The sequence below is a fragment of the Streptomyces sp. NPDC104581 genome (assembly GCF_055583685.1).
Window position 1 is genome coordinate 52,989 of record NZ_JBVJNN010000012.1, and the last position, 18,243, is coordinate 71,231.

15 protein-coding genes are annotated in these 18,243 nt (G+C 71.0%); 11 read left to right on the forward strand and 4 right to left on the reverse strand.

Translation table 11 applies throughout. From position 1 onward, the window contains the following. Positions 1-62: 62 nt before the first annotated feature. The gene (locus ACZ61E_RS12655; RefSeq protein WP_469699602.1) at positions 63-914 is read right to left on the reverse strand and encodes an aldo/keto reductase; all 852 of its coding nucleotides are present in this window, start codon (positions 912-914) and stop codon (positions 63-65) included. A gap of 238 nt (positions 915-1,152) precedes the next feature. On the opposite strand from ACZ61E_RS12655, the gene ACZ61E_RS12660 reads away from it, so the two are divergent. The 3 genes from ACZ61E_RS12660 (at position 1,153) to ACZ61E_RS12670 (ending at position 3,955) form a co-directional block, all read left to right on the forward strand. Next, a complete protein-coding gene (locus ACZ61E_RS12660; RefSeq protein ID WP_469699603.1) occupies positions 1,153-2,364 on the forward strand; it encodes a hypothetical protein in 1,212 nt (403 codons plus the stop codon). A 119-nt stretch (positions 2,365-2,483) separates the two neighbouring features. Beyond that, positions 2,484-3,095, forward strand: coding sequence for a DUF1796 family putative cysteine peptidase (locus ACZ61E_RS12665; RefSeq protein WP_469699731.1), 612 nt, complete (start codon positions 2,484-2,486; stop codon positions 3,093-3,095). Between the two features lie 62 nt (positions 3,096-3,157). Beyond that, entirely contained in the window at positions 3,158-3,955 is a 798-nt protein-coding gene (locus ACZ61E_RS12670) for a PIG-L deacetylase family protein (protein ID WP_469699604.1), read from the forward strand. A 2-nt stretch (positions 3,956-3,957) separates the two neighbouring features. On the opposite strand, the gene ACZ61E_RS12675 is transcribed toward ACZ61E_RS12670, so the two are convergent. Beyond that, positions 3,958-4,890 carry an MHYT domain-containing protein gene (locus ACZ61E_RS12675; protein ID WP_469699606.1) on the reverse strand — a complete coding sequence of 311 codons (933 nt, stop codon included), beginning with the start codon at positions 4,888-4,890 and terminating at the stop codon, positions 3,958-3,960. Positions 4,891-5,110: 220 nt separating this feature from the next. On the opposite strand from ACZ61E_RS12675, the gene ACZ61E_RS12680 reads away from it, so the two are divergent. The 6 genes from ACZ61E_RS12680 to ACZ61E_RS12705 all read left to right on the forward strand — a co-directional run bounded on the left by ACZ61E_RS12680 (position 5,111) and on the right by ACZ61E_RS12705 (position 12,845). Next, positions 5,111-5,686, forward strand: a complete 576-nt coding sequence (locus ACZ61E_RS12680) for an NADPH-dependent FMN reductase (RefSeq protein ID WP_469699608.1) — start codon at positions 5,111-5,113, stop codon at positions 5,684-5,686. Between the two features lie 202 nt (positions 5,687-5,888). Beyond that, on the forward strand, positions 5,889-7,388 hold the full coding sequence (gene arfA / locus ACZ61E_RS12685) for an arabinosylfuranosidase ArfA (RefSeq protein WP_469699609.1): 1,500 nt from the start codon (positions 5,889-5,891) through the stop codon (positions 7,386-7,388). Between the two features lie 153 nt (positions 7,389-7,541). After that, complete coding sequence (locus tag ACZ61E_RS12690; RefSeq protein WP_469699611.1) at positions 7,542-9,539, forward strand: glycoside hydrolase family 2 protein; 1,998 nt, start codon at positions 7,542-7,544, stop codon at positions 9,537-9,539. Further along, a complete protein-coding gene (locus ACZ61E_RS12695; protein ID WP_469699612.1) occupies positions 9,536-10,849 on the forward strand; it encodes an extracellular solute-binding protein in 1,314 nt (437 codons plus the stop codon). The genes ACZ61E_RS12690 and ACZ61E_RS12695 overlap by 4 nt, the downstream gene beginning before the upstream one ends. Before the next feature lie 24 nt (positions 10,850-10,873). After that, positions 10,874-11,875, forward strand: a complete 1,002-nt coding sequence (locus tag ACZ61E_RS12700; RefSeq protein ID WP_469699613.1) for a carbohydrate ABC transporter permease — start codon at positions 10,874-10,876, stop codon at positions 11,873-11,875. Between the two features lie 7 nt (positions 11,876-11,882). Continuing rightward, entirely contained in the window at positions 11,883-12,845 is a 963-nt protein-coding gene (locus tag ACZ61E_RS12705) for a carbohydrate ABC transporter permease (RefSeq protein ID WP_469699615.1), read from the forward strand. A 262-nt stretch (positions 12,846-13,107) separates the two neighbouring features. Here the strand turns inward: ACZ61E_RS12705 and ACZ61E_RS12710 are convergent, their stop codons facing one another. Next, the gene (locus tag ACZ61E_RS12710; RefSeq protein WP_469699616.1) at positions 13,108-14,196 is read right to left on the reverse strand and encodes a peptidoglycan recognition protein family protein; all 1,089 of its coding nucleotides are present in this window, start codon (positions 14,194-14,196) and stop codon (positions 13,108-13,110) included. A 475-nt stretch (positions 14,197-14,671) separates the two neighbouring features. Between ACZ61E_RS12710 and ACZ61E_RS12715 the strand changes: the two genes are divergently transcribed. Further along, complete coding sequence (locus ACZ61E_RS12715; protein ID WP_469699617.1) at positions 14,672-15,595, forward strand: hypothetical protein; 924 nt, start codon at positions 14,672-14,674, stop codon at positions 15,593-15,595. Between the two features lie 257 nt (positions 15,596-15,852). Beyond that, complete coding sequence (locus ACZ61E_RS12720; RefSeq protein WP_469699618.1) at positions 15,853-17,001, forward strand: lactonase family protein; 1,149 nt, start codon at positions 15,853-15,855, stop codon at positions 16,999-17,001. A 134-nt stretch (positions 17,002-17,135) separates the two neighbouring features. Here ACZ61E_RS12720 and ACZ61E_RS12725 read toward each other — a convergent pair whose 3' ends face one another. Further along, on the reverse strand, positions 17,136-18,236 hold the full coding sequence (locus tag ACZ61E_RS12725) for an alkene reductase (protein WP_469699619.1): 1,101 nt from the start codon (positions 18,234-18,236) through the stop codon (positions 17,136-17,138). Between the last annotated feature and the right edge of the window lie 7 nt (positions 18,237-18,243).

The following is an 18,243-nucleotide window of genomic DNA, read 5'->3' on the forward strand; positions in this document are numbered from 1 at the left end:
GCACCGCCGGTTCACCCGGCTCCCGGTACTGATGCCGGTGGTGCCGGCTGTGTCGATGCCGTTCACAGCATCTCCAGCGGTACCGGGCCCCGGGTGGGCGGGAACGCCGCGTCGAGGTCGGCGTGGTCGTCCTCGGTGAGGGTCAGCGCGAGCGCGGCGTGGTTGTCGCGGACGTGCTCGGGCCGCCCCGCCCGGGGAATCGCGACCACTCCGGCACGGCTCAGGACCCAGGCCAGGGCCACTTGCGCCGCCGTGGCCCCGTGACGGCCCGCCACCGTCTCCAGAACCGGGTCGGTGAGCAGGCGTCCCTGCTCCACCGGGGAGTAGGCCATGACCGGGACGCCGCGCTCCTGGCACCGGGGCAGCAGGTCGTACTCGATGCCGCGCCGCCTCGGGTTGTACAGGACCTGGTTCGCGGCGATCGCGTCACCTCCGGGCACCTCGGCCAGTTCCCGCAGGTCGGCCGGGTCGAAGTTGCTGACTCCCCAGTGACGGATCTTGCCCGCGCGGAGCAGTTCGCCGAAGGCGGTGACGGTCTCCTCCAGCGGGACCGAGGCGCGCCAGTGCAGCAGGTAGAGGTCGATCCGGTCGGTCCGCAGCCGTTTCAGGCTGCGTTCGCAGGCGTTGACGGTGTCCATGCGCCCGGCGTTGTACGGCAGCACCTTCGTCACGAGGAACGCCTCGTCACGGCGGGCGGCGAGGGTCTCACCGACCAACTCCTCCGCGGCGCCCTGCCCGTACATCTCGGCCGTGTCGATCAGGGTCATGCCCAGGTCCATCCCCAGCAGCAGGGACTTCTTCTCGCCACCCCGCCGTGCCGGGTCCTGCGCCCAGCCCCAGGTGCCCTGTCCCAGTACGGGAACGTGTTCTCCCGAGGGCAGCGGGAGGGTGCGCACATCGTGTGTCGGTCCCATCGCGGGTCCGCTCCTCGTTGCTGGAGTCGTATCCCTGTCAAGGCTCTCACCAGGGCCGTCCCCGCTCAACCCAGGGGCGCTCCGGTGCCTCGCGGGTTCCGCTGGACCGGGCGGGGCGGGGCGGGGGCGGAACGGCCGAGACATGACCTCCGCCGGCGGAGTCCCTTGCCACTCGCAGTGGTCTAGACCTAACGTGTGCTGCTTGCGGCCCGCCCGTTCCGTACAGAGGACCGATGCTGTGATCGACATCGTTGTTGTGCTCCGCGCCGAAGACGCCGTACTCGACTTCCTGTCCGTTCTCACCGGCGGTGAGGCCGCCCTCGTCCTCGCCGGTGACGGCCGCACACTCAGCTTCTCCGCGGCGCAGGGCCCGGCGGAACGGCTCGCCCGGATCGCGGACCGTGTGCGTCCCGCCGACGACCGGGCCGCGGAGTCCGGTCCGGGCTCCCTGGCGGAGCTGGTACGGGCGGCGGCCGGCGACCGCGAGGCGCGGGTCTGGACGCACTCGCCGGCCGACAACCGGCGGAGCCGGGGCCGGGTCGGCCGGGACACGGCGGCCGGCTGCGCGGATCTCGATGTGCGGCACGCCGTCGGCTACTCGCCCTATCTCCAGGTCGTGAGCGACCTCGACCGTTCCCTGGACCGTGAACTGCTCGCGGGGAAGCTCGACTTCGTGAACCGGGCATGCGAACACCTCCTCACGGAGCCGTCGCCGGAGTACGTCGTCCAGACGCCCCGCATACCGGCGACCGAGCGCTTCTTCCGTGCCGACGCCGAGGAGCGCGAACGGCTCTTCGCGCTCCTCGCGAGCCTGGACGACGAGGCCGCGTCCATCCCGGACCCCTGGGAGTTCGGCAGCTCTCCCTACGAGAAGGACCGGCTGGACGCCACCGCCGCCTGGGTGCTGGGACATCGCGCCACGACCGGCGAGTGTCTGGTCGAAGTGGGCGCGTGCGAAGGCGCCCTGACGCACCGTCTGGTCGCGGCGGGGTGCGCCGTGCACGCCACCGAGCCCAATCCGGTGTTCAGGACGCGGCTCGCGGAGGCGATGGGGGGCACGGAGACGGTACGGGTCTCCTCCCAGGATCTCGCGGAGCTGACGGACCCGACGGGCCCGACGTACTTCGCGGAACCCGCGGACCTCGCGGACCTCGCGGACCGCCCGGAGCGTGGCCGTCCGCGCGCCGGAGCGCATCTGCTCATCGAGATGCTCTACTACGGCCAGGACCTCGGCCTGCTGGACCGCCTGCCCACCGACCACCTCTTCGTCGCCCTCGAACCCGACGCCATGGCCGACCGCGTACGGCCCTGGCTCGCGGCGTCGGCGATCTGGCAGGAGGTGGAGAGCGTGCACCTGGTCCCGCCGCGCGTCGAGACGGTCTGCGCGGGCCGCGCCTATCTGATCAAACGCGGCAGCGACGGGCTCCTGCTGCGTCGCACCGCGGGCTGAACCCCGTGACGGCGCTGCAGAATCAGGCCGCCCCGGCCCCGGAATCCGACGGTGCCCGCGCGGCCGACGGTGCAGACGGGGCGGTCGCCGGGAACGGGAACGGGGACGGCGCGTACGACGTGTGCGTGGGGCTCGGCTACCACTGCGAGACGACGTATCAGCTCCGCCGCATCACGGGGAACGACTCGGCGCACTTCTTCGACTGGCTCGACCTCGAACTGGAGTCGGTGGTCGAGGCCATCGCCGACGACTTCGCCCAGGTGCTGCGTCCGGGGCAGGTGGAGCCGTTCAGCGACGGGCTCTGCGCCCTGGACCGCGGCTCGGACATCCGCTTCTTCCACGACTTCCGGCCGGCCGACGGGCAGCGGCTCACCCAGGACGACATCGACTCTCAACTCGACGCCGTCGTAGCCAAGTTCACCGCACTCGCGGAGCGCTGGCGGGCCCTGGCCGCGTCCCCGGCGAAGGTGCTCTACGTCCATCACGACGCCTTCGACGAGAGCACCGCGAGGGACCTGAACCGGCTGCGCCAGGTGATCGCCTCCGCGTACCCGGGGCAGCGGTTCTCACTGTTGTGGCTGCGCCGTACGCCACCGGCCGACCCCGCGGCCCTCTCCCCGGACATCACCTGGGGGACGGTCGCCGCGAACCCCGGCCGTTGGGAGGGCGACGACGCCCAGTGGGACAAGGTGTTCCACGCCGTGCCTCTGGCGCCCCGCCCCCGTCCGTAGTCGCGCCGCCCCCGACGGCTCGACCCCTCTTTGGCCCACCCCACAACCGAGGAGACACCCCCATGACGCCCTCAGCCCCCGGCACCGTGATCCTCTCGCCGCACTTCGACGACGCGGTGCTCTCCCTCAGCGGCCTGATCGCCCGGCTCCCCGGTCCCGTCACGGTGGTGACGGTGTACGGCGGCGAGCCCGCCCCGCACCATCCGGTCTCGTGGTGGGACAGCTCCTGCGGGTTCTCCACCGCCCGGGAGGCCTATCGCGCCCGCCGCGCGGAGGACGCCCGGGCCTGTGAGCTCCTGGGGGTCGAGAGCGTCGCCCTCGACCATCCCGACGGTCCCTACGGTGACGGCGCCGAGCTGACGGGTATCGACACCTGTCTGGCCGAACTGAGCCCCGAGACGGCGCTGTTGATCCCCATCGCCACCAACCAGCCGGACCACGAGAAGGTCCGCGACCGGGTGCTGGCGGTCACCGCGAGGCTCGGCCGCCCGGTGCCGTCGGTCTACGCGGACCTGCCCTACACCGGCCATCTGGACGAATGGGGGTCGGCCGCGGCCGACCAGGCGCTCGGCCGCAGCCACGGGTACGGTCTGGCCTACCAGGACATGACGACCCGTCATGATCTGCGCGTGGAGCACGACCTCACGCTGACGGACGACCAGTGGGCCCTGAAGCGTGAGACGGTGCTCTGTTACGGCTCGCAACTCGCGCCCCTGGCCGCCGATCACGGGATGCTGCTGGCGCGCAACGGGCCGCTGCGGGCCGAGCGCGTCTGGTCGGTGGCAGCGCTGGAGCCGGCCGCCGGGACCGGTGCCGGCCGCCGGAACAGCGGCGACGGCACCGGCCGCACCGACAGCTGACATCACCAGCGCCCTTGCCGCGGCGGTTCGTCGCCCGCCGCCCGAACTCCGGTGTCGCGGTTCGCCGCCGCCGTCCAGGCCGGCGGACCGGGCACCGGGTCGGCGGCTCCCGTGGCCGGACCCGGCAGACCCGGCAGGTCGGGTGCGTCGGCCCGGCCCGGTCCGCCCTTTCCCGCGGGTGTCTGGTTCCACTCCCCGTCCCCGAGGACCAGCAGCGGGTCGAACATGACGACCACACCGGCCAGCACGAGAAAGACCAGCGGTCCCAGCAGCATGGGGAGCATGATCGACGGCAGCGAGTCGCCCGAGACCCCGGGACGCGGCGCGCCGCCGGCGAGGTGCACGCTCATCGCCGCCATTCCCGTGTAGTGCATGCCGGTCGCGGCCGCGCCCATGATGAGGCTCGCGACCAGGCTGGGGAAGAACCCCCGGACGGACACCGCCGCCCACAGGGCCGCGGTCGCGGCGACCACGGCGATCACGACGGAGACCGCCACGATCGAGGCGTCGTAGTGGAGTTGGCCCTCCAGCCGCATCCCCGCCATGCCGAGGTAGTGCATCGCGGCGACACCGAGACCGGTGATGACCCCGGCGGTGATCAGGACGGGCGGGGAGCTTCCCCGGTAACCCACCACGAAGACGCCCACGCTGACGACGAGGACCGCCACGACGAGGCTGGCGACCGTGAGCGGGACGTGGTAATCGATCGGTGTCTGCCGTACCTGAAAGCCCATCATGGCGATGAAGTGCATCGTCCAGATGCCGCAGCCGATGGAGGCGGCGCCGAGGGACAACCACCCCGGTTTGAAGGACTCTTCCGCCCGCAGTGAGCGTGTGACGCAGCGCAGTCCCAGCGCGCTTCCGAAGCAGGCCATCACGAAAGCCGCGATCGGTGTGATGACCCCGTAGCTGAACCCGTCAACCGTGCCTTGCATGTGCCGTGCTCCCGTCCCTCACATCCGTGGAGACGATGTGTAGGCGCTCACATGGCCGAATTACAACCCTCATGACCCAATATGCAGGAACTCCGCCGCACAAATACCCCGTAGCGGCTGATAGTTACCCGCCCTCCCGGGAGCGGGCGGACCACGAGCGGGGAGATCGATCAGCGGGCAGGATGTGACCTGGGTCGACCTCTCACGTCAGGAGCGGATCATGGCATTGAAGATCGCGATCGTGCTCGGCAGCACGCGTCCGGGCCGTAACGGCGAAGCCGTCGCCAAGTGGGCGCACGGGATCGCCGCCCCGCGCGGTGACGCGGAGTACGAGCTCGTCGACATCGCGGATCTCAAACTGCCGCATCTGGACGAGGTCTCCCCGCCGGCCATGGGGCGCTACACACAGGACCACACCCTGGCCTGGGCGGAGAAGGTGGCCTCCTTCGACGGCTATCTCTTCGTGACGCCCGAGTACAACCACTCGACCTCCGGCGCGCTGAAGAACGCCATCGACTTCGTCTACGCGGAGTGGAACAACAAGGCCGCGGGATTCGTCAGTTACGGCAGCGTCGGCGGCACCCGCGCAGTGGAGCATCTGCGCCTGATCATGTCCGAGCTCCAGGTGGCGACCGTGCGCTCCCAGGTGGCGCTCTCCCTCTACACCGACTTCGTGAGCGTCTCGGGCGTCGTCGAGTTCACGCCGGCCGAGCACCACCGGACGGCCCTGGAGACCACGCTCGACCAGCTCGTGAGCTGGTCCAAGGCGCTGCGGACGGTCCGCACCGGAGCCTGACGGCGACGCGCGGCGCGGGCCGGACGGCAGCGGGGCGGGAGCCGGCCGGCCCGCGCGCCGTCACCGGCCCGTCCGCACGGCCCCCGCTCCGGGGCGCTCGCCACGGCCCCGTTGACGGGGCCCTTCGCGCGCCCTACGTTCCCCTTGTTCGCGTCCGGGATTGCGACCGTTGTCCGAGATATCGAACCGCTGTGAGGAACGCATGACGCGCACCGCCCATTTCACCCTCGACCCCGCCTTCACCGTCGGGGATGTCGACGACCGTGTCTTCGGCTCCTTCGTGGAGCATCTCGGCCGCTGCGTCTACACGGGGGTGTTCGAGCCGGGCCACCCCACCGCCGACGCCGCCGGCCTGCGCGGCGACGTGCTGTCCCTGGTGCGGGACCTGGGCATCAGTGTCATCCGCTATCCGGGCGGCAACTTCGTCTCCGGCCACCGCTGGGAGGACTCCGTCGGGCCCGTCGCCGACCGGCCCCGCCGCCTCGACCTCGCCTGGCACTCGACCGAGACCAACCGCTTCGGCCTCGCCGAGTTCATGGACTTCACCGGCAAGGTCGGCGCGCGGCCGATGATGGCCCTCAACCTCGGTACGCGCGGGGTACGGGAGGCCCTCGACCTCCAGGAGTACGCCAACCACCCCGGCGGTACGGCCCTGTCCGAACTGCGCCGGTCGCACGGCGCGAAGGAGCCGTACGGCATCGGGCTCTGGTGCCTGGGGAACGAGCTGGACGGCCCGTGGCAGACCGGGCACAAGACGGCTCGGGAGTACGGCCGGCTCGCCGCCGAGACGGCGCGCGCCATGCGCCGGCTCGACCCGTCCGTGGAACTCGTCGCGTGCGGAAGCTCGAACCAGTCCATGGCGACGTTCGCCGCGTGGGAGGCGGAGGTGCTCATGGAGACGTACGACCTGGTCGACCACATCTCCCTGCACGCCTACTACGAGGAGAAGGACGGCGACCGCGACTCGTTCCTGGCGTCCGCCGTCGACATGGAGTCGTTCATCGAGAACGTCGTCGCCACCTGTGACCACGTGGGCGCCCGCCTCAAGTCCCGCAAGCGCGTCAATCTCTCCTTCGACGAGTGGAACGTCTGGTACCAGTCCCGCTACGAGCCCCCGACCGGCGACCGCTGGGACGAGGCCCCCCGGCTGCTGGAGGACGCGTACTCGGTCACCGACGCGGTCGTGCTCGGTTCGCTGCTGATCGCCCTGCTGCGCCACGCCGACCGGGTGGCCGTCGCGTGCCTGGCGCAGCTCGTGAACGTCATCGCGCCAATCATGACGGAGCCGGGCGGCGCCGCCTGGAAGCAGACGACGTACTTCCCCTTCCAGCAGGCTTCACGGTACGGGCGGGGCCGGGTGCTCCGGGTGGACGTGGACTCACCGACGTATCCGACACGGGCGTACGGGGAGACCGACCTGCTGCACGCCACCGCCGTCCAGGGTGACGACGGCTCGGTCACGGTCTTCGCGGTCAACCGCGACAGGGCCGAGCCGCTGCCGCTGGAGGTCTCCCTGCGCGGGACGGGGGTGAGCGAGGTCGTGGAGCACAGCACGCTCCACGACACCGATCCCGATGCCCGCAACACCCTCGCCGAGCCCGAACGGGTCGCGCCGCGGACCCAGTTGGGGACCGAAGTGTCCGGCGGCACCATGCGCGCCACACTCGCCCCGCTCTCCTGGAACGTGATCCGGCTGGTCTGATCACGTGCGGCCGACGACGAGAAACCTGTGTGCGAGGTATTTACATCCAGGGTTTTACATCGATGTAATCGATGTCCGGCCGCACACGTCAGCCCAGCCTCCCCGCTGCCACTCACGTGCCTCTTCCGTGCCTCGTCCCTGACCGGAGACGCCATGTCACAGCCCTCCACCGATCCGACCGAGACGCCGTCCGGCGAGTCGAAACCCGTCCCACGGCCCGAATATCCCCGCCCCAGCTTCGTCCGTGAGGAGTGGCGGAATCTCAACGGCACCTGGCAGTTCGCGTTCGACCCCGGTGACAGCGGTCTGGAGCGCGGACTGGTCCACCGGGAGCTCGACGGCCGGATCGTCGTGCCCTTCTGCCCCGAGTCCGAGCTGTCGGGCATCGGCGATCCCGACTTCCATCCCGCGGTCTGGTACCGGCGTACGGTGCGGGTGCCCGCGCACTGGGCGGGACGGCGCGTGCTGCTGCACTTCGGCGCGGTCGACCACGACGCGACGGTGTGGGCCGACGGGCGTGAAGTGGGGCGCCACAGCGGAGGGTTCACCTCCTTCACCGTGGACCTCGGCGAGGTCGCCGGAGCGGGGCACGGAGACAGGAGCGGGAACGGAGAGGGCGGAGGCGACGGGGACGACGGAAACGACGGCGAGGTCGTCGTCGTGGTGCGCGCCAGGGACACCCCGGACGGTCCGCAGGCGCGCGGCAAACAGTCCGTCGAGTACGCCAACAGCGCCTGCAACTACACCCGTACGACCGGGATCTGGCAGACGGTGTGGATGGAGCCGGTCGCCGATGTGCATCTGCGCAGGCCCCGTATCACCCCGGACCTCGGCTCGGGCGCGTTCCACCTCGAACTGCCGCTCTCCGCCAACCGTCCGGGGTACCGCGTACGGGCCACGCTCCACGACGCGGACGGCGACGCCGTCGTACGGGCCGACGTACCCGCCGATCTCGATCTGGCGCCCCGTATGGTGCTGGCCGTCCCCGCCGGCCGGCGCAGGCCGTGGAGTCCGCGGGATCCGCATCTCTACACGGTGCTGATCGAGGTGGTGGACGCGGCGGGACGGGTCGCCGACTCCGCCGTCTGCACCGCCGGGCTGCGGTCGGTCTCCATCGACGGCAAACGCCTGCTGCTCAACGGGCGCCCCGTCTTCCAGCGGCTCGTACTGGACCAGGGCTGGTATCCGGACGGGCTGATGACCGCGCCCGACGACGCCGCCCTGGTGCGCGACATCGAGCTCTCGATCGCCGCCGGCTTCAACGGCGCCCGGCTGCACCAGAAGGTCTTCGAGGAGCGGTTCCTGCACCACGCCGACCGGCTGGGCTATCTGGTCTGGGGCGAGTTCGGGGACTGGGGCTGCGCGGGCGGGCCCACCACCAGGGACAACCAGCGGCCGACCGCCGGATACACCGCGCAGTGGCTGGAGGCGCTGGAGCGGGACTACTCCCACCCCTCGATCGTCGGCTGGTGCCCGCTCAACGAGACCCATCAGAAGCTCCACGACCGGCATACCGTCCTGGACGACGTCACCAGGTCGATGTTCCTCGCGACGAAGGCCGCGGACCGCTCGCGGCCCGTCATCGACGCGTCCGGCTACTCCCACCGGGTCGCCGAGACCGACGTGTACGACTCGCACAGCTACGAACAGGACCCGGCCCTCTTCCGCGCCCAGATGGCGGGCCTGGACAAGGACTCCCCGTTCGTCAACCCCGACGAGCGGGACACGGACGCCGTGTGGTCGCTGCCGTACGGCGGACAGCCCTATTTCTGCAGCGAGTTCGGCGGCATCTGGTGGAACCCGGAGGAGGCCGCCGCCCACCGCGACGGACCGGGGGACGACGAGGCGGTGGGCGACGCCGACCGCAGTGTGTCGTGGGGGTACGGGCAACGCCCGCGTACGGAGGAGGAGTTCCAGCGGCGCTTCGCCGGGCTCACCGCCGTACTGCTCGACGATCCGCACATGTTCGGCTACTGCTACACCCAGCTCACCGACGTGTTCCAGGAGCAGAACGGGGTCTACCGCTTCGACCGTACGCCGAAGCTCGACGTCGCGCGGCTGCGCGCGGCACAGGAACGCCGCGCGGCCTTCGAGGAACCGGCCCCGGACGACGGCGAGGGCGGCGACGGCGACGGCGGGGCCGAGCGGTGAGCGGCCCGTCCCGGCGCCGGCTGCTGAAAGGCGCGCTGTACGGCGCCGGGGCGACCGCCCTCGGCCCCGTTCTCGGCGCCTGCGGCTCGTTCACCGGCAGCGTCTCGGACGCCGGGGAGATGATCCAGTACTGGAACCTCTTCCAGGGCCCCGACGGCGCGCTGATGAAGGACATCACCCGTGACATCGAGCGCCGCACCACGGGGTTGAAGGTCAGGAGCACGGTCCTGGAGTGGGGGCCGCCGTACTACACCAAACTCGCCATGGCCTCGGCCGGGGGACGCTCGCCGGACCTGGCGATCCTCCATCTCACCCGGCTGCCCGGTTACGCCCCCGGTGGTCTGCTCGACCCCTTCGACATGGACCTGCTGGCCGAGTTCGGCGTACGCCGGGAGGATCTCAACGAGACGGTGTTCGAGCGGTGTCTGTACGAGGGCGAGCCGTATGCGATCCCCCTCGACACCCACCCGTTCATCATCTACTTCGACCGCGACATGATGGACAGGTCCGGGCTGCTGAGGAGTGACGGGCAGCCCCTCCCGTTCGAGTCGCCGGCGCATTATCTCGAAGTCGCCGAGAAGCTCCGCGAGGACCACGGGAAGCTCGGCCCCCTCTTCGGCCATGTCACGGACGCGGCCATGGGCTGGCGCATGTTCTGGACCCTGTTCAACCAGACGGGCGCCACCTTCGACCTGTCGGGGAGCAGGCTGGAGATCGACCGTGAAGTGGCCGCGGAAACGGTGGAGTTCATGGCCGACATCGTGCGGCCCGACTGCCGCACGATGGACCTGACCACCGCGATCGCCGCGTTCGCCAACGGCCGGTCCCCGATGATCTTCTCGGGTGAGTGGGAGCTCAACACCTTCCGTTCGGCCAAGAAGGACGCCCTCGGCGCGGCCCCCTTCCCGACCTTCTTCGACAAGCCCGGCGCCGCGTCCGACAGCCACTCACTGGTGCTCCCCCACCAGAGCGAGGCCGATCCGGACCGGCGCCGCCGTACCCACCAGTTCGTCGCCGAGCTGCTCAAGTCCAGCCTGGCGTGGGCCGGGGCCGGTCATATCCCGGCGTACCGACCGGTCGTCGAGTCCGAGGAGTACGCGGGGCTGCATCCGCAGGCCGAGTACGCCGCCGCGGCCGATCATCCGGTCCTCGATCCCCAAGCCTGGTTCACCGGCTCCGGTTCGGACTTCCAGAACCGGATGTGCCAGGCGCTCCAGCCGACCCTGACCGGGGCGGCGTCCGCCCGAAGCGCCGTGCGGAAGATGGAGTCGGAGATCAACACGCTTCTGTCCAAGCCGAATCCGGCCTGATCGCGAAGGAAAGGAGCGACGGCCATGAGCAGCGTGCCCACCGCCGGCGGCCAGGCCGCCGTGGACGGATCCCGGCCCTCCGCGAAACGCCGGCGACGTGACGCGCCGGGTGGTGACGCCACATCAGGTGAACGGCCGTCAGGAAAGGTCGCGTCGGGGCGAGGTGCGTCGAAGGGGGCCGGATGGCCGTTCGTCGTGCCGTTCCTCGTCTTCTTCGTCCTCTTCCTGGTCGTGCCCCTCGCCTTCGGGCTGTGGATGAGCCTCACCGACTCCAGTCTCACCGGCAACGGCGACAGCGCCTTCGCCGGACTGGACAACTACACCGAGGCGTTCAGGGACAGCGAGGTCTGGCAGAGTCTGGGCAACACCGCCTGGTTCACCCTGCTCTCGTCGGTACCGCTGGTGCTCTTCGCGCTCGTGATGGCGCTGCTCGTGCATACCGGCCTGCCCGGCCAGTGGATCTGGCGGCTCTCCTTCTTCGCCCCGTACCTGCTGCCCGTGGCCGTCGTGACCCAGGTGTGGGGCATGCTCTACCAGCCCGAACTGGGTCTGTTCAACACCATGCTGAAGGCCGTCGGCATCGACGGCATCGGCTGGGTGGTCGAGGAGAAGTACGCGATGTGGTCGGTCGCGCTCCTCACGCTCTGGTGGACCGTCGGATTCAACTTCCTGCTCTACCTGGCCGCGCTCCAGTCCGTCCCCGACCATCTCTACGAGGCGGCGGCGCTCGACGGGGCGGGCGCGTGGCGCCGGCTGTGGTCGATCACACTGCCGCAGCTGCGCCGTACGACGGGGCTGATCGCGGTCCTGCAAGTACTGGCCTCCCTCAAGGTGTTCGACCAGATCTATCTGCTCACCAAGGGCGGGCCCGCCGGATCCACCCGGCCGATCCTGGAGTACATCTACGACACGGGCTTCACCAACTACCGGCTGGGCTACGCGTCGGCGGTGTCGTACGTCTTCTTCGCGGTCGTCCTGATCCTCTCCCTCGCCCAACTGAAGCTCTTCTCGCGCAGGGAGGACTGAGCCGGTCATGAGCACCGACGCACTCGCATCCAAGTCGTCCGGACCGCACCGCAGCACGATGCCGAGGGAGGTGGCGCGCAGGCGCCGGGGCGGCGGTCCGCCCCCCGGTGGAGTGGCCGGGCGGAGCTGGCACCCCATGCTGGGCGCGGGGCTCCTCCCCCGGGTCCTGTCCGTGCTGGCGCTGATCCTGATGGCCGGTGTCTGGCTGCTGCCGCTGGCCTGGGGGGTGGACACCTCCTTCAAGTCGGAGGTCGACGCCAGCTCGGCCGCGGGTGACTGGATACCGGCGGCGGGCTTCACTCTGGCGGCGTACCGGGAGATCTTCGCCCAGGGGAACCTGCCCGTCTGGGCGCTCAACAGCCTGCTGATCGGGGTGGCGGTGACCGTGCTGACGGTCGTCGTGTCCGCGCTGGCGGCGTACGCGCTCTCCCGGGGACTCTTCCGCGGCAGGCGGGCGCTGCTCGCCGTGACCGTCGCGTCGATCCTGGTGCCGCCGCAGATCCTGATCGTGCCGCTGTTCCGGCAGATGCTGGCCATGAATCTGGTCGACACCTACGCGGCGGTGATCCTGCCGCAGGTGGTGGCGCCGGTCATGGTCTACATCCTGAAGAAGTTCTTCGACGCCGTACCGCGCGAGTTGGAGGAGGCGGCGCGCATCGACGGCGCGGGCAGCGTGCGGATCTTCGTCAGCGTCGTACTGCCGCTGTCCCGGCCCATCCTCGCCGCGGTGTCGATCTTCGTCTTCATCACCACCTGGAACAACTTCCTGTGGCCGTTCATCATCACGAGCGACCCGACACTGATGACGCTGCCGGTGGGGCTGTCGAGCGTCAAGGACTCCTACGGGCTCCAGAACGCCCAGGCGTCCGCGGCGTCGGTGCTCGCCGCGATCCCGCTGCTGGTGGTCTTCATGCTGTTCCAGCGGCAGATCGTCAGGTCCGTCGCCACGACGGGGCTCGGGGGCCAGTGAGCGCGGCGGGTGTTGTGGACGACGGAGAACAGCAGATCCCGGTGGTCGACGAAGACCTGTGCCGCCGCGTCGGCCGCCGGCTCCCGCCGTCTGCCGGCTCCGGTCCCGGGCTCGGACATGTCGTGCCTCCTGTAGCTCGCCCCCTCCTTCAGGAAGGCGCCGTACCACCCGGAGTCCGACATCGGGCCCGGAACGCGGTCCGCTCCGAAGGTGCCTCCGGCGGCAGGACGGGGCTCCTGCCGCCGGAGGGTCGCGCCGGGGGTCAGGCCAGGAGGTGCTTCCAGTCCGTCGCGGTGAGTACGCCGGTGGAGTGGGCCCGGTCGGCGCCGGCGCGGTGCAGGGTGGTCACCGCCTTCTCGACGTCGGCGTTCTCGCCGGCCCCGACCTTCGGGGTGATCAGGGGCCAGATGTCGGAGCCGAGATAGCCCGTCTCGTCCGTGCGGCTGCGGGCCATGGCCGCGCAGGTGTGCTTCTCGACGTTGTGCACGTCGGCCAGTGTGACCACCGCGCGCTTGGTGGCCGCGCCGAAGACACCGTCCACGGGCACGTCGTCGAAGCCGCGGGCGCGCAGCAGGTACTGCGCGGCACGCACCTGGGGACCGACGGCCCCCGGCCGCAGCAGCGGCCAGACGGAGGGCCGGTCGGCCGGCGCGACGCCCAGTGCGCCGGCGACCGCGTCGCGCAGCTCCTGGAGCCTGCCGTAGAGCACGCCGCCGGGGCACTCGGTGGAGTTGAAGTCGCGGTGGCCCATGATGTCGGTGACGGGGCGCCCGTACTGGGTGGCGATCCACGCGACGAGCTGGACGAGGGAGCCCCAGAGCGCGGCGGGTACGTCGACGTCCGTGTAGAGGCCCTCGTTCTCGATACCGATGACCTCGCTGTTGCGGCCGCCGACGTTCGCGCCCTGTACGTGCTGGGTACCGCCGCGTACGACGTCGAGGCTCTGGTGGCGGCCTTCGAGGATGAATCCGCCGCGCGAGTTGGTGAACTGCTGGCCGGAGTCGCCCCAGCCCTGGCCGTCCATGTGGAAGTTCTGGATCGACCGGCAGATCGCCATCGCGTGCTCCAGCGAGTAGTCCTCGCTGTTGCCGGGCTCCGCTGTGTGGTGCACGACGATGTAGGTGGGGACCCGGTCGAGCACCACGATCTGCTGGTTCGGGGGTCGCGCGCCCCATTCCGCGGTGCTGTAGATGCGGGGCTCCGCGGCGGCGGGCGCCGAACCGCCCGCCGGACGGCGGGCGGGGGCGGCGTTCGCCGTCCCGGTCGCGGCGAGTCCCAGCGCGCCGACGGCCGTGGCGGTCAGACCGCCTCTCAGCACCGTACGACGGCCGGGTCCTGATGTGGCAACCATGTCGATCTCCTTGGGAAGTGGGGGGAACGATCTCCCGGGTTCAACGACAACAGGTGTGCCGTGCCTCGGGGTTGGCCACTCCGGTGGGGCGGAGTCCTGGCCTGCCCACGGTGCACGACGGATCAAGACAAGCAATTCCGCCATGTTCTCGACAACCCTGTCGGGCAACCAATTTGACGCTCTTTCGGCAGACTGAAACTACGCGCGTTCACGAATCGCCCGCAGGCCGACCAATCACCCTCCTCCGCCTTTGCTCGCACCAATGACGGAAGCCCCGGAAACCCGGCGGCCGACCGGAATCCACCTCGCGTGTACGACCTCTGACGCCTTCTTAGGCAGAACGGGGGAAATCACGGGGTCTGTCACTGGTCGCGTATCCCGTGACGGTCGGATCACACGATGATCGCGTTTCATGGCGCAGAGAGACGCGGCGGACGAGGACTGACCGCCTGCCCACACCCACGGAAGGTTCGACATGCTCCTCCTCCCCCGCGCACTTCACGGCGCCCGAGGTGCCCTGGCCCTCACCTCGCTCTGTACGTGCCTGCTGCTCACCGGATGTGCTCAGCAGGCGCCCGCGCCGGGCGGCGGAGCGCGGGCCGAGAGCGGCACGGAGGGGCGAACGGGCCCGGCCGGCGCGCGGGAGGAGGGGCGGATCACGGAGAGCAAGTCGGCCGAGGGCAAGCCGGTCGAGGGGCGGCAGGCGCGGGGTGAGACGAGATACGGACGGCCCGATCGCCGTCAGGACCCGCTGAACGGGGCGGGGGCCCACGGAGCCGCCGGCCGACCGGTGGAGGCGTCGCTGATCCGCGAGATCCCGGGCCTCGGCCCGGCCACCCGCGCCGGTATCCCCGTCTCCGCACGCCAGGCCCTCGTCGTCACGGGCGAGGGCCGGAACTCACCGCGCTCCGGGGTCGCGCTGTACGAGCGGGACGCGGACACCGGCTGGCAGCCCGTCACCAACCGCTGGCCCGCGCACAACGCGCTGCGCGGCTGGACCCGTGACCACCGGGCCTCCGACCTGCGATCACCCATCGGCGTCTTCACCCTCGGCGACGCGGGCGGCCGGCTGCCCGACCCCGGGTCCCGGCTCCCCTACGACGAGGACAGCGACTTCGAGGCGTCCGGGACGGGTTTCCTGGGCGAGCCGCTGGAGGGCTCCTTCGACTACGTCGTGGCCATCGACTACAACCGCACGCCCGGCACCACGCCGTTGGACAAGGAGCGCCCCCTCGGCGCCGGCAAGGGCGGCGGCGTCTGGGTCCATGTCGACCACAAGGGCCCCACCCAGGCGTGCGTCTCGCTGTCGAGGACGCACATGGTCGAGCTCCTGCGCCTGCTGGACCCGGCGAAACGCCCGGTGATCGTGATGGGGGACGCCCGGGCACTCCGCGACTGAGGCCACCGAAGCGGCCTCGAACGAGGTGGCCGTGACGGCGCGGCCCTGCCGGGGTGGCCTTGCCGACGGGGGCGGGATGGCGACAGGGTGTGTGCGACAACACCGGCAAGCACTCCCCCCACGAGTCATCCGAGGTGCCCGGCATGAGAAACGACCCCACAGGAACGCCCTCGGGCGAGTATCCGGCAACGGGCGCGGTAGCGCCCGCGACAGCCGCAGGACGGTCCGGCGGCCCGAGCCGCCGTCAGGTCGTCGGCATGGTGGCAGCCGCCGCGGCGACGGTCGCCGTACCGGCCACAACCGCGACGGCCCGGACGACGCCAACCACCGTTCCCGCGACGGGAGTCACGGCGGGCACCCGTCAACCCCGCGTGACAGGAAGCCTGTTCATCGGCACATACACCTCCAGTGGCGGTCCGGGTATCGGGCTCGCCTCGTACGACACGGCCACCGGCGATATCACCGGCACCGGCACGCTCCAGGGTGTCGGCGACCCCTCGTACCTCGCCGCGCATCCCGACGGCGGCACCCTGTACACGGTCAACGAGCGCCAGGACGGCGGTGTCACGGCGATCGCGCTGGGCGGGAACGGCGACCACACGGTGCTCGGCACCCGCGGTACCGGCGGTTCGTCGCCCTGCCATCTGTCGGTCCATCCCGGCGGGCGGTGGCTGCTCAGCGCGAACTACGGCTCCGGCGACGTGGCGGTGCACCCCATCGAGGCGTCGGGCGCGCTGGGCGAGCGCACCGATCTGGTCGCCCATAGCGAACCGGCTCCGGGCCCCGGCCAGAACGGCCCGCACGCGCACCAGATCGTCACCAGTCCGGACGGCGCCCATGTGCTGGCCGTCGACCTCGGCACCGACAGCGTCCACACCTACCGCCTCGCCGAAACAGCGGGCACGCTCACCCGGGTCTCGTACGCGAGGCTGCCCGCCGGAGCCGGGCCGAGGCATCTCGTCTTCCATCCCTCGGGCCGATTCGCCTATCTGGCCAATGAGTTGAACAACACGATCGCCGTGTGCGGGTACGACCCGGGTACCGGGGCCGTCACTCCGGGCGAACCGCTGCCCACCGGCGCCGGCGGCGCGGGCGACAGCTTTCCCTCGCAGCCGGTGATCACGGGCGACGGCGCCTACGTCTTCCTCGCCAACCGGGGGCACAACAGCCTCTCCCGCTTCGCCGTCGAGGACGACGGGGCGGGTCTGCGACTGCTGGACACGGTGCCCGTCGGGGGCGACTACCCGAGGCAGCTCGCCCTCTCGCCCGACGGGAGTCTGCTGTTCGCCGCGAACCAGCGGTCGAACGACGTGTCCGTCTTCCACGTCGACCGGGAGAGCGGCGAACTGGCCGCGGCGGGCGACCCGTTCGCGTCCCCGGTCGCCGTCTGCGTACTTCCGCTCTGAGGGCCGGGAGCGCTCGGACACCCGGGTTCGCCGGGCCTGCCGCTCAGTGCGGGCGGCCCGGCGATCCCGGTCGTATCCGTACGACCGCCGTACCGCCGTACCGCCGTCAAGCATCGCCCGTGCCTCACGGGCCGTCATGTGCCCACCGCGCGGAGGTCCTTGAGCAGCGCCGGGTAGTCGGTGTATCCCCGGGCGCCGTGCGTGTAGAGGTACCGCTCGTCGACGGCGTTGAGCGGGGCGCCTGCGGCGAAGCGCTCGGGGAGGTCCGGGTTGGCGATGAAGGACCTGCCGTACGAGACGAGGTCGGCCAGGCCGTCCGCGAGCACCGACTCGCCCGCCTCGCGCGTCGTCGGGCCGTGGTTCTCACCGACGTTCGCGATGAGCGGGCCGTGCCAGCGGGGCCGCAGGTCGGTGAGTGCCGGATAGCGGTCGTTGTCGGTGAGGTGGAGGTAGAGCAGACCGAGCGGGTCGACGGCGTCGAGGAGCGCTCGGTAGACCGGCGCCGGGTCGGCCTCCGCCATGCCGAACTGGGGGTTGCCCGGGGAGAGCCGCAGCCCGGTCCGGCCGGCTCCGACGGTGTCGGCGACCGCCCTGACCAGTTCGACGGGGAAGCGGATCCGGCCCTCGGTCGTACCGCCGTACTCGTCGGTGCGGAGATTGGTGTTGTCGGCGAGGAACTGATGGATCAAGTAGCTGTTCGCACCGTGCAGTTCGACCCCGTCGAAGCCGGCCGCCATGGCGTTGGCCGCGGCCCTGGCGTGGTCGTCGACGGCCTGGCGGATGTCGTCACGCGTCATCTCACGCGGCGGGAGGGGGTCGGCCTTGCCGCCGTCTCGTACGTGTACGGGTCCGGGGACACGTACGGCGGACGGGCCGCGCGGCACGTCCCCGTCGATCCGGGACAGCGGGTGACCGTGCCGGCCGCCGTGCATCAGCTGGGCCATGATGCGGCCCCCGGCGGCGTGCACCGCGTCGGTGACCGCGCGCCAGCCCTCGATGTGCGCCGCCGTCTCCAGGCCGGGGAGCCGCCAGCCGCTCTGGCCCCGGCTGCTGGGCCAGATGCCCTCGGTGACGACGAGGCCGGCGCCGGCGCGCTGCGCGTAGTGCTCGGCGACGACCGGCAGCGGGGTGCCGTCCACGGCGGCGCGGTAGCGGGTCATGGGCGCCATCACCATGCGGTTGGGAAGAAGGAGCGGGCCGAGGGAATACGGGGCGAGCAGCGTCGTTTTCGTCATGGCGGGA

Excerpts from the sequence above, each read along its gene's own strand:
- ACZ61E_RS12655 (WP_469699602.1), bottom strand. The coding sequence starts at position 914 with ATGGGACCGACACACGATGTGCGCACCCTCCCGCTGCCCTCGGGAGAA.
- ACZ61E_RS12670 (WP_469699604.1), top strand. The coding sequence starts at position 3,158 with ATGACGCCCTCAGCCCCCGGCACCGTGATCCTCTCGCCGCACTTCGAC.
- ACZ61E_RS12675 (WP_469699606.1), bottom strand. The coding sequence starts at position 4,890 with ATGCAAGGCACGGTTGACGGGTTCAGCTACGGGGTCATCACACCGATC.
- ACZ61E_RS12680 (WP_469699608.1), top strand. The coding sequence starts at position 5,111 with ATGGCATTGAAGATCGCGATCGTGCTCGGCAGCACGCGTCCGGGCCGT.
- arfA (WP_469699609.1), top strand. The coding sequence starts at position 5,889 with ATGACGCGCACCGCCCATTTCACCCTCGACCCCGCCTTCACCGTCGGG.
- ACZ61E_RS12690 (WP_469699611.1), top strand. The coding sequence starts at position 7,542 with ATGTCACAGCCCTCCACCGATCCGACCGAGACGCCGTCCGGCGAGTCG.
- ACZ61E_RS12700 (WP_469699613.1), top strand. The coding sequence starts at position 10,874 with ATGAGCAGCGTGCCCACCGCCGGCGGCCAGGCCGCCGTGGACGGATCC.
- ACZ61E_RS12705 (WP_469699615.1), top strand. The coding sequence starts at position 11,883 with ATGAGCACCGACGCACTCGCATCCAAGTCGTCCGGACCGCACCGCAGC.
- ACZ61E_RS12710 (WP_469699616.1), bottom strand. The coding sequence starts at position 14,196 with ATGGTTGCCACATCAGGACCCGGCCGTCGTACGGTGCTGAGAGGCGGT.
- ACZ61E_RS12715 (WP_469699617.1), top strand. The coding sequence starts at position 14,672 with ATGCTCCTCCTCCCCCGCGCACTTCACGGCGCCCGAGGTGCCCTGGCC.
- ACZ61E_RS12720 (WP_469699618.1), top strand. The coding sequence starts at position 15,853 with ATGGTGGCAGCCGCCGCGGCGACGGTCGCCGTACCGGCCACAACCGCG.
- ACZ61E_RS12725 (WP_469699619.1), bottom strand. The coding sequence starts at position 18,236 with ATGACGAAAACGACGCTGCTCGCCCCGTATTCCCTCGGCCCGCTCCTT.